Source organism: Nocardiopsis ansamitocini, assembly GCF_030268225.1.
Taxonomy (GTDB): domain Bacteria; phylum Actinomycetota; class Actinomycetes; order Streptosporangiales; family Streptosporangiaceae; genus Nocardiopsis_D; species Nocardiopsis_D ansamitocini.
The window spans coordinates 1-11,092 of the sequence record NZ_BSQG01000020.1 but is presented as its reverse complement, the minus strand read 5'-3'; the positions used below and the strand labels follow the sequence as shown (position 1 = coordinate 11,092).

Genomic DNA, 11,092 nt, shown 5'->3' with positions numbered 1-11,092 from the left:
TGGGTCGTTGGTGAGGGGGTTGGGTGGGTTGTTTGTGGGTGGGGTGGATGTGGATTGGGGTCCGTTGGTGGGTGGGGGTGGGGGTGTGGTTCTGCCTACGTACGCCTTCCAACACAACCGCTACTGGTTGGACCTGCCCACCGGCGCCACCGGCGACGCAGCGGTCGCCCTCGGTCTGACCAGTGCCGATCATCCCCTGCTCGGTGCGGTCGTCCACCTGCCCGAGACCGACGGTTTCCGCTGCACCGGACGCCTCCCCGCGGTGGCCGCACCCGCACCGGGCGCGCAGGAGGTACCGCCCGTATTCGCGGAGGCCGCCCTCGTCGAGGCGCTCATCCGAGTCGGGGAGCGTACCGGCTACGGAACCCTGGACGATCTGGTCATCGAGGAACCCCTGGTACTGCCGACCAGGGGAGCGCTCGTGCTGCACGTCTCCGTGAGCGGCCCCGACGACTCCGGCCGCCGCACGGTCGAGGTGCACACCCGCGCCGAGGGGGCCGACGACCTCCCATGGACCTTCCACGCCACCGGATTCCTCACCGCCACGGCCGCCGACCCCGGGTTCGATTTCGCACAGTGGCCGCCCCCAGCGGCGGAGCCGGTCGCCCGACCCGAGGTGCGGTGGGCACCGGGGCAGGCCCCCGAAGGGCTGCGCACGCTGTGGCGGCGCGGGGACGAACTGTTCGCCGAGGTGGAGCTGGAGCCGAGCCCCCAAGCGCCCGCAGCCGCGCACTCCGCACTGCTGACCGATGCAGTGCGAGTCGCCGGTCTTCTCGCCGAACAGGGTTCGCAGCCGTTCCCCGATCGGATCCTGGTGCCCTTCGCGTGGAGTGGTGTCGCCGCGTACGCCGGTGGCGCGGCCCGGTTGCGGGTACGGGTGGCGCCCGGCCCCGACGGCGGCGTCGCCCTCCAGGCCGCCGACACCGCGGGGGCCCCGGTCCTCGCGGTGCGGTCCCTGGCGTTCAGGGAACTCGCCCCCGACCGGTTGCGAGCGGCACGTACCCCACTGCACGACACCCTGTTCCGCCTGGACTGGACACCGGTCATCCTGCCGCTCGGAAACGGTGCGCCGACAACGGCCCCCGCACCCGGCGCCGACGCTGCCCGCACCGCCCTGCGGTCCGGGACGGCGCCGGTCGTCCTCCTCGCCGAAGGAGCCATCACGGTCCCGGGAGAGGCCACCGGACAGCGTTTCGGGGAGCCCGAGGAGCTTGCCCGGGACCTGATCGCCCGTCTCGACGTGCCGCCGAGCGTCGATGGACCCGCGACGCCGCAGGCGTCCCCTCCGATGCTGGTGCTGACCCGGGGGGCCGCGGTCACCCGCGGTGGCAGCGAGCCCGTGGACCCGGTTGCCGCCGCTGTGGGCGAACTCGTCCGCGCGCATTCGGCAAACGGCCCGGGACGGGTTCTCCTGGTGGACATCGACGACGAGGACGCCTCGTGGTCGCTACTCCCCACCCTGCCGGAACTGGCCGAGCCCCGGGTCGCCGTGCGCGCGGGGCAGGTGCTCGCGCCCCGGCTGGCCCGCCTGGCCGAACCCCCGGTTGCCGATGCGTCGACCGGGACCGCCCTCACCGGGACGGTGCTCGTCGCCGGCGATCCAGCGGGACTGGGCGGTACCGTCGCCCGCCATCTCGCGGCTGCCCACGGTGTGGCCACCCTGCTCCTGGTGACGGGTCCCGGTACCGACCCGGGCCAGGTCCGGGAACTCGCCGCCGATCTCGCCGCGTCCGGAACCACTCTCGAACTCGCCGCGTGCGATCCTGCCGACCGAACCGCGCTGGCGGCTCTGCTCGCGCAGGTCCCTTCCGACCGTCCGCTGACCGCCGTACTGCACGCGATGGAACCGGTCACCGCAGACGAGGGGAAGGAGAAGGAAACGATACGTCCCGCGCGAGTGCGCGCGGCGCTTCACCTGGACGAACTGACCCGTGAGGCAGGTCTCGGGGCATTCGTGCTCTGCGTCCCGGCGGAGCGGCTCCTCACGGAGCCGGACGGTGGGTGGGCGCCCGCCGACGCCTTCCTGACCGCAGTGGTCCAGCGGCGACGGGCCGTCGGACTGCCGGCGGTCGCTGTCGGGCTCGGTCCGTGGAAGGGCGTACGGGGCGGCGACGCGGTCCCGGCCCCGGGGGCGCCGCGCGCTTTGTCGGACCAGGAGGGTACCGGGGTACTGGACGCCGCTCTGCGCACCGACGAGACGCTGTTGGTGGCGCTTCGCCCCGACCTGACCGGCCGTCGCGCCGGAGCCGTCGAGGACGTCGTGCACCCGCTGCTGCGGGGGCTCGTCCGGCCGAGGCAGCGCGACGCGGAGAACGCCGCTGTCCGGGACGACTCGCTCGCCGTGCGCCTGGCCGGGATGGCCGAGGCCGACCAGCATCGTGTCCTGCTCGACCTGGTGCGCGACCAGGCAGCCGCGGTCCTCGGGTACGCCGGGGGCGCGGCCGTGGGCGCGGACCTCGCGTTCAAGGAGGTGGGGTTCGACTCGCTGACGGCGATCGAGCTGCGCAACCGCCTCGGCGCGGCCACCGGGCTGCGACTCCCCGCGACGCTGCTCTTCGACCATCCCACCCCCGCCCACCTCGCCGGGACGTTGCGGGAACGGTTCGGAGCGGGAAACCCGCAGGCCGACACCTCGGCCCTGGCCGAACTGGACCGGTTGGAGACGACCCTCCGCGGACTCGGCCCCGACCGCCGGACCCGTGACGCGGTCGCCGGACGTTTGCGCGCCCTGCTCGCCGACTGGGGGCAGGAGGAGAACGTGCGGACCGATGCGGACACCGTCGACGTCGCGGAGAAGATCCGGGAGGCCAGCGCTTCGGAGGTTCTGGCATTCATCGACGACCAGCTCGGCCGCTCCTCGCGCTGAGCGTACTGCTCCCACCGCTTCGCCTGTCGTGCAGCGCGGTGGGGGCTTTCCGTGTCCCGGCCACGGGCCGGCTCAGCCGTCGGCGGGGATCCGTGCGCGCCACGCGCCCCTCAGCAGGCGGAGCCCACCGGTCGCCGGCACGATGACCCGCGCGCCGCGCAGCGGGAGTTCGCCGTGCTCCACCCAGTAGTCACGCACCCCGTCGAGGAGGTCCCACAACCGCCGCGGTCCGCCCTGATGGACTTCGGCCGTTTCGGAGCCGGGTGCGCGGGCGCGGGCCCACGACCCGTCCGCGTGCACCATGAGCGCGGTCCGCACACCGTCGTCCTCCCGGTACCGGTGGACGATCCCCGGGCATTCCACCTCCAGCATCGAGTACACGTCCCACGCCTCCTTGACGTTGAGGACCGGGTAGCGGCCCGCGCCGATGTCCTCGCCCGGACGGGAGAGCGCGGCCTCGAACGCCGCTGCCACGGGTGGGTAGTCCGGTCCGGACCGCGCCGCCATGAACCCGGCCCGCTCCCATTCCACCCGGCCGTACAACCGCCCGTCGTCGTGCTTGGTGGCGGTGATGAGCATCGTCGTTCCCGCGAGAGTGGTGACCAGTCGCCCGCCGGTCCGCAGCGCGCTCACCCACGACTCCGGGATGGTGGGCATCCCCACCATCGACACGATCCGGTCGTAGCGGCCGGGGAGGCGTCGGGTCGCGTCGCACACGACCGCCTCCGGGTGCAGCCCCGCGTCGGCCAGGCGCCGAGCCGCGGCCTCGACCAGGTAGGGGTCCACGTCGATCGTGGTCACCTGCCTGCTGCCGAACCGTGTGGCCAGCAGCGCCGCACCGTATCCGGAACCGGTGGCCACGTCCAGGACGTCCATGCCCGACCCGATAAGGGCGAGGTCGTACATCCGCACGACCAGGCTGGGCAGCGTCGCCGACGACGTGGCCGCACCGTCGGGGCGCTCCGCGGCGTCGGCGTGGTCGGCGTGCACCGACCCGACCCGGGTGACGACGCTGCGGTCGGCGTAGGCGTGTTCCAGCCACGATTTTGGCGCCCCGGCCCCGGCGTGCAGCTCCCACCCTTCGGCGGTGGGGCCCCACCAGTTCGGGACGAACCTGTGCCGCGGCGTGGCCAGGACGGCCTGTCGCCACGGAGAGCCGGGCGGGGCGATCCGGTCGGCGAGCAGGGATGCCCGTTGCTGCCAATCCATGCTGTCCTTTTCTTCTACGGGAGGTCGGGGTCGCAGTAATCGGCCGGCTGATTCTGCGGATCGCAGTCGTTGGAGTCCTGCGGGGGACAGCTGTCGTCAGGGGCGCACCATCCGGTGCGCGGCGCGTTCCGTCCCGCGATCGCAGCACGGTGCCCGGCCATCCGCGGCCCGGCCAGGATGTCGTGGAGCCCCCGTTCGCGGACGTTGCCCGCGGTCATCCACGCCGCCATCACGCACGGGACGACGTCCCCGGACGGCAGGACCGCGGCTGCGGAGTCCCCGCACCTGCCGCACAGTTCGCCGAGGGCGGGTCCGTCCGCGGGCGGCTGCGCGGCCCGCCCGAAGGCGCGGACCCGATCGGTGCGGATCTTCTTCTCGGGTACACCGAGGGAGACCAGTTCGGCACGCGCCTGCTCCGTTTTCTGGCCGGGGAGCACGTTCACCAGGCCCACCCGGATCGGGATGTCCCGGCGCACCGCCTCGGCGATGTTCGCGCGGGTCCGGGAGTGCACCGCGGGGCGACCGGTGATCGCGGCGTGCTCCCTGGGGTCGGGGGAGTAGTAGGAGGTCGCCAGGGACACGCGGCCGCACCCGTAGAGGGGCCACAGCTCGGAGGCGACGTGCACGAGGTTGGAGTACACCTCGACGTGCAGTCCCTGGTCGACCGCGTACCGGACGAGCGACCGGAAGCCGGGATGGCTCGTGGGTTCCCCTCCGATGAACTGGACGGTGTGCACCCCCAGGTCCGCAGCCTGGTCGAGCACAACCATCCAGTCCACGGTCAGCATTTCGCCGTGCCCCAGTCCGGGGCCCGAGCGGTTGTAGCAGTGCCCGCAGCTCAGCTGGCACTTGCGGGTGATGTCGAGGGCCAGGAAACGAGGGGGTCGAGCCGTCACAGAACTTCTCCGAGCAGTGCGTAACGAATGCCCACCCGACAAGGACGACCGGGACGGCCTCGGGACAGATCTTCCCCGCCGACACCGAGCAGGCTCCCGTCATCCCCGCGTGCGCGGGGAACACCTCAACAGGCACTCTGCCGGTCGGCCGTCCTTGCTTCCGTCGCCCGGGCACGGTAGTCGCGCAGTCGTGCCGGACGGCCGTCCGCCGTTGTTCGCCAAGGTCTGCCCGAGTCTTGTGTGCGGATGGTTCGACCGTAACCCGGAGAGCGTGCACTGTCAGGGGAAATGGCTGATTGCGGCCACGGGTTCCCGTTGCGCGGCCCACACGGTGCGAGAGCCGGTCGACCCGGTCGATCGTCCGGGCAGCGCCGTTGGGCACCGCCGCCTCCTGCGACTTTCCCCGGGCATCTCCCAGTGGGGTCCCCATCAGGGCCGCTGCCCCGGACCCGGCCGAAGGAATGGGCGCCCGGTGGTCGTTTGGTGGATGGCGGATGGGAATTGCACTCTTTTCAGTGGTGGGCCGATCCGTATGCTGGTGGGCGACCGACGATTTGGTATTTCAGTGCGGTTTTTCGGCGGGAGATTAAGGTGCTTCTCGAAAGAGATGGGCACGTAGCTTTCCTGGACCGGTCGCTTGCTGATTGCGAGGCCGGAAAAGGGCGTGGTGTCCTTATCGGCGCCCCGGTCGGCTGCGGGCGCACGGAACTGGCCCGGGTGTTCGCCGAGCACGCGCGCTACCGCGGTGCGCGCGTTCTGACCACGGACTGCTCTCCCATGGAACGAGCGCTCCCCTTGAGTGCACTCAGTCAGTTGCTGCACGACAAGGCGCTTTCCGGTCCGCTGAGAAGTCGTGTGGCCCGGCTCCTGGACGACGGTGCCTCCCTGGCCGGTGCAGACCCCGATTCGGTCGGACCGGAAATGGCGCGAATTTTCCATGGAATATTTCTTGTCCTCCTCGGGATTTCCGACGACAATCCTCTTGTCCTAATTGTCGACGACGCACATCATTCCGACGAGGCATCAATGCGCTGCCTCCTCTATTGTGTTCGTCGACTTCGGTCGACGCGCGCCATGGTGGTCATTACCGAAGTCGCGCGGACAATGCCCGGCCTCTCCCCGGTGTACTCCGAATTTCGTCAACAGCCCCATTGCGGCAGCATTCTGTTGCCGCTGCTGTCCTCCCAGGCGGTCGGGGAGCTGGCGGCTGCACGACTCGGTGCCACCACCGCTTCCGCTCTCGTCACCGCCAGCGGCGGCAACCCCCGGCTCCTGCACGCCCTCATCGACGACCAGGCAAGCAACACCGGCGAGCACTACCGCCATGCCGTGCTGCGCTGCCTGCACCGCGGTGGTCCCCGAATGCTCGACATCGGCCGAGCACTGGCCGTGCTCGATACCGGAGCCGAGGCCGTGGACCCGGGCGAACTCGCCGGTCCCGGTCCCGGCGCACCCATCGTCGAGGCCATGACCGCTGCGGGACTCCTCGCCGGCCGACGGTTCCGCCATGACGAGGCCCGTGCCGCCGTTCTCGCCGACCTTCCGCAGAGAGCCCGGGCCGAGCTGCACACCAGGGCCGCACGCCTGCTGCACGCCCGGGGCGCCCCCGCCGAGGAGACCGCCCGACATCTGGTTCAGGCCGACACCCCACCACCCCCGTGGGGCGCTGCGGTGCTGGCGGAGGCGGCCGACCAGGCTGCGGCCGACGGCGACGCCGTCCGAGCCCTCGCCTGCCTGGAGGCCGCCGACCGCTCGCGTGCCGATTCCGACGCCTCCGTCGCTGCCGCCACAGCCGGGCTCGTCCGGGCCGGATGGCAGGTCGATCCAGCAGCCACGGTCCGGTACCTCGCCCCGTTGGGCATTGAACTACGGGCCGGTCGACTCCAGCCCTATGACAGTGTCGAACTGGTCCGCCAATTCCTCTGGCACGGCCGCACGGCAGAGGCCGCTGCGGCGCTCGCCCACCTGCGCGGCCAGGCGTCGACGTACGACGAACGCGATGCCGCCAAGCTCCGTGACCTCGAAGGATGGCTGACGTTCGCTCATCCTCCCCTCGGCAACGGTCCGCACACCCCCGCCCCCTCGACGGAGCGCGCCACCCCGACCCCGCCCGAGGCCGACCCCTGGCTGCCAATGGCGGCCGCGATCGCCGAACCATTGCGCCGTGGTCGCCCCCGTACCACCGTCGACCGGGCAGAGGCGGTCCTGCGCGAGGCCGAGGACGCTCGCGCCAACACCTGGTCCGTCGAGTCCGTGTTGTTGGCCCTCCCGGTCCTGCTGTGCGCGGATACCGTCCAGGTCGCCACCGCCGGCCTCGACCGGCTGCTGGCCGCGGACGAAGGCCGCGCTCCGACCCGCCGGGCCGTCCTGCACGCAGCCCGTGCGCAGGCCGCCCTGCATGAGGGCGACCTGCGCACCGCCGCCGACCACGCACGCACAGCACTGACGCGGTTGCCTCCGCACGGGTGGGGAACAACCGTCGGGCTCCCACTGGGGGCGCTCATCCTTGCCCTGAGCCGGATGGGCGACCACACCGCCGCCGCGGCGCTGGTGGCCCGGCCGGTGCCCGAGGCGCTCTTTTGCAACCGTTACGGCCTGCACTACCTCTACGCTCGCGGGCAGCACCACCTGGCGGCGGACCGCGGCCATGCCGGTCTCGCCGACTTCCTGGCCTGCGGCGACCTGATGCGCGGCTGGGGAATCGACCTGCCCGGCCTCGTGCCCTGGCGGATCGGGGCGGCCGAGGCGTGGCTGTGCCTGGGCAACCCGCACCAGGCCCGACGGCTCGTCCACGAGCAGCTCACCCGTCTGGACGCCGCCGACTGCCACGCCCGCGGCCTGTCGCTACGGCTCCTGGCGGCGGTCAGCGCGCCCGAACGCCGGCCGCAACTGCTCACCGAGGCCGTGGACATCTTCGAGGACCAAGGGGATCGCTTCGAGCTCGCCCGATCGGTCGCAGACCTGGGTTGCGCCCACCACGCACTGGGCCAGCGCAAACACGCGCGAATGATGGCACGCAGGGCCTGGCACCTGGCAAAGGTGTGCGGCGCCTCGCCGCACTGTTTGGGAGCGTTCCCCGACTCCGATTCCCTCAGCCGCACGGTGCCGACCGCCAAGAGCTCGGCAGGGATCGACTCCCTCACCGGATCGGAACGCCGTGTCGCCGCTCTCGCCGTCGTGGGTTACACCAACCGGGAGATCGCCGGGAAGCTCTTCGTCACCCCCAGCACGGTGGAGCAGCACCTCACCCGGGTCTACCGCAAGCTCGACGTCCAGGACCGCAGGGACCTCCCAACCGAACTCCACGCCGATCTGGCGCGCACGGCATGAGCCCATTGGGCTGTGCGGGCGCCACCCCAACGAGAAGAGGCCGGTCGGCATGACCGACAAAGACACCCTTGTCGACTACCTGAAGTGGGTCACCGCCGATCTCCACCAGACACGGCAGCGGGTGACTGAACTAGAGTCCCTGGCCACGGAGCCGATCGCGATCGTGGGGATGGGGTGTCGGTTCCCGGGGGGTGTGGCGTCCCCGGAGGACCTGTGGCGACTGGTGTCACAGAACACGGACGCCATCTCGGGGTTTCCCACCAACCGGGGATGGGACCTGGACGGCCTTTACGATCCCGATCCCGATCGCCTGGGCACTTCGTACACGCGGGAAGGAGGCTTCCTGCACGACGCCGATCTCTTCGACGCGGGGTTCTTCGGGATCTCGCCGCGCGAGGCGGTGACGATGGACCCCCAGCAGCGGTTGCTGTTGGAGACCTCGTGGGAGGCGGTGGAGCACGCCGGGATCGACCCGTCGTCGTTGAAGGGCAGCGACGTCGGCGTCTACACCGGGGTGGTCTACCAGACCTACGCGTTTCGCCAGCGCGTCGCCGAAGAGTTCGAAGGATTCCTCTCGGTCGGCAGCGCCGGGAGTGTGGCGTCGGGTCGGGTGGCCTACACGCTGGGCCTGGAGGGCCCGGCCGTCAGCGTGGACACCGCCTGCTCTTCCTCGTCGGTGGCGATTCATCTGGCGGCGCAGGCGTTGCGTCGGGGTGAGTGCTCCATGGCCCTGGCCGGCGGCGCCACCATCATGCCGCTGCCAGGGGTCTTCGTGGAGTTCTCCCGGCAGCGTGCGCTGTCCCCGGACGGGCGGTCGAAGGCGTTCGCGGCCGCGGCCGACGGCACCGGCTGGGGAGAGGGAGTGGGGGTGCTGCTCCTCGAGCCGTTGTCGCGGGCGTTGAAGAGCGGGCATCGGGTGTTGGGTGTGGTGCGTGGGAGTGCGGTGAATCAGGATGGTGCGTCCAATGGGTTGACGGCGCCTAATGGTCCGTCGCAGGAGCGGGTGATTCGTGCGGCGTTGGCGGATGCGGGTTTGTCTGCTGCTGAGGTGGATGTGGTGGAGGCGCATGGGACGGGGACGCGTCTTGGGGATCCGATCGAGGCGCAGGCGTTGTTGGCGACCTATGGCCAGGACCGTGATCCGTCCTTGCCGTTGTTGTTGGGGTCGTTGAAGTCCAATATCGGTCATGCCCAGGGGGCTGCCGGGGTGGGCGGGGTGATCAAGGCCGTCATGGCCATGCGCGAGGGGGTCCTGCCCCGCACTCTGCACGTCGACGAACCCTCACCGCACGTGGATTGGTCGGCGGGGGCGGTGGAGCTTCTGGTCGAGCAGCGCGACTGGCCGGACACGGGGCGTCCCAGGCGGGCGGGGGTGTCGTCGTTCGGGGTGAGCGGGACCAACGCCCACCTCGTCCTCGAACAGGGCGACCCGGTACCCACCGCCGTTGCGGCGGGTCCCCAGGACGCCCCGACCACCACCGTGCTCCCGCTCGTGCTCTCCGGACACGGAACCGACGGACTCCGTGCGCAGGCCGACCGCCTCGCCTCCCACCTGGAGCAGCAGCCGACTCCGGCTCTTGCGGACGTTGGCCACGCACTGGCCACGTCGCGTGCGTCTTTGCGGGATCGGGCGGTGGTGGTGGCCGCTGATCGGGAGGAGGCGGTTGCGGGGTTGGCGGCGTGTGCGCGTGGGGAGTCGGCGCCAAATCTGGTGACGGGGTCTTTTGTCGGGGGTTCTGTTGGTGTGGTGTTTTCGGGTCAGGGGTCGCAGCGGTTGGGGATGGGGCGGGGGTTGTATGAGCGTTTTCCGGTGTTTGCGGGGGTTTTTGATGAGGTGTGTGGGGAGTTTGGGGGGGTGTTGGGTGTTCCGTTGAGGGATGTGGTTTTTGGTGGGGATGGGGGGTTGTTGGATCGGACGGTGTTTGCGCAGGCGGGGTTGTTTGCGGTTGAGGTGGCGTTGTTTCGGCTTCTTGAGTCGTTTGGGGTGCGGGCGGGGTTTGTTGGTGGGCATTCGGTGGGGGAGTTGGCGGCTGCTCATGTGGCGGGTGTGTGGTCGTTGGGTGATGCGGTGCGGGTGGTGTCTGCGCGGGGTCGGTTGATGGAGGGGTTGCCTTCGGGTGGGGTGATGGTGGCGTTGGGGGTGTCGGAGGCTGAGGTGGAGGAGGTGGTTGCGGGGGTTTCGGGGGTGTGGGTGGCGGCGGTTAATGGTGATTCGTCGGTGGTGGTGTCGGGGGAGGAGGGTGCGGTTTTTGGGGTGGTGGAGGTGTTTGCGGGGCGTGGGGTGCGGTGGCGGCGGTTGCGGGTGAGTCATGGGTTTCATTCGGGGTTGATGGAGCCGGTGTTGGGTGAGTTTCGGGAGGTGTTGGAGGGGGTTTCGTATGGGGTGCCGCGGGTTGGTGTGGTGGGGAATGTGTCGGGTGGGTTGGTGGGTGAGGGGTGGTGTGGTGCGGGTTATTGGGTGGAGCAGGTGGTTGCTCGGGTGCGGTTTGGGGATTGTGTGAGGTCGTTGTTTGGGGCGGGGGTTCGGTCGTTTGTTGAGGTGGGTCCGGGTGGGGTGTTGTCGGGGTTGGTGGGGGAGGTGTTGGGGGGTGTGGGTGGTGTGGGTGTGGTGTCGTTGTTGGGCGGTGGTGGTGAAGGTGGTGGTGGTGAGGGTGGGGGTGAGGTTGGGTCGTTGGTGAGGGGGTTGGGTGGGTTGTTTGTGGGTGGGGTGGATGTGGATTGGGGTCCGTTGGTGGGTGGGGGTGGGGGTGTGGTTCTGCCTACGTACGCCTTCCAACACAACCGCTACTGG

5 protein-coding genes and 1 pseudogene are annotated in these 11,092 nt (G+C 70.6%); 4 read left to right on the top strand and 2 right to left on the bottom strand.

Going from position 1 to position 11,092, the window contains the following annotated elements; genetic code table 11:
* The first annotated feature begins 85 nt into the window (after positions 1-85).
* Positions 86-2,866, top strand: a complete 2,781-nt coding sequence (locus QSJ59_RS24160) for a KR domain-containing protein (RefSeq protein ID WP_285762078.1) — start codon at positions 86-88, stop codon at positions 2,864-2,866.
* 72 nt (positions 2,867-2,938) lie between these two features.
* Here the strand turns inward: QSJ59_RS24160 and QSJ59_RS24155 are convergent, their stop codons facing one another.
* Both QSJ59_RS24155 and QSJ59_RS24150 read right to left on the bottom strand, forming a co-directional pair.
* A complete protein-coding gene (locus QSJ59_RS24155; RefSeq protein ID WP_285762077.1) occupies positions 2,939-4,075 on the bottom strand; it encodes a methyltransferase domain-containing protein in 1,137 nt (378 codons plus the stop codon).
* Between the two features lie 14 nt (positions 4,076-4,089).
* Positions 4,090-4,971: a radical SAM/SPASM domain-containing protein gene (locus QSJ59_RS24150; RefSeq protein WP_285762076.1), complete on the bottom strand. Its 882-nt coding sequence runs from the start codon at positions 4,969-4,971 to the stop codon at positions 4,090-4,092.
* Positions 4,972-5,259: 288 nt separating this feature from the next.
* Here QSJ59_RS24150 and QSJ59_RS24410 point away from each other — a divergent pair.
* From QSJ59_RS24410 to QSJ59_RS24140, 3 genes and pseudogenes are all read left to right on the top strand, one after another.
* Positions 5,260-6,042 (top strand): annotated as a pseudogene (locus tag QSJ59_RS24410) (AAA family ATPase); the annotation flags it as partial.
* A gap of 3 nt (positions 6,043-6,045) precedes the next feature.
* Positions 6,046-8,301: a helix-turn-helix transcriptional regulator gene (locus QSJ59_RS24145; protein ID WP_285762075.1), complete on the top strand. Its 2,256-nt coding sequence runs from the start codon at positions 6,046-6,048 to the stop codon at positions 8,299-8,301.
* A 49-nt stretch (positions 8,302-8,350) separates the two neighbouring features.
* Positions 8,351-11,092: type I polyketide synthase (locus QSJ59_RS24140; protein WP_285762074.1), on the top strand; the 2,742-nt coding region annotated here is incomplete at its 3' end.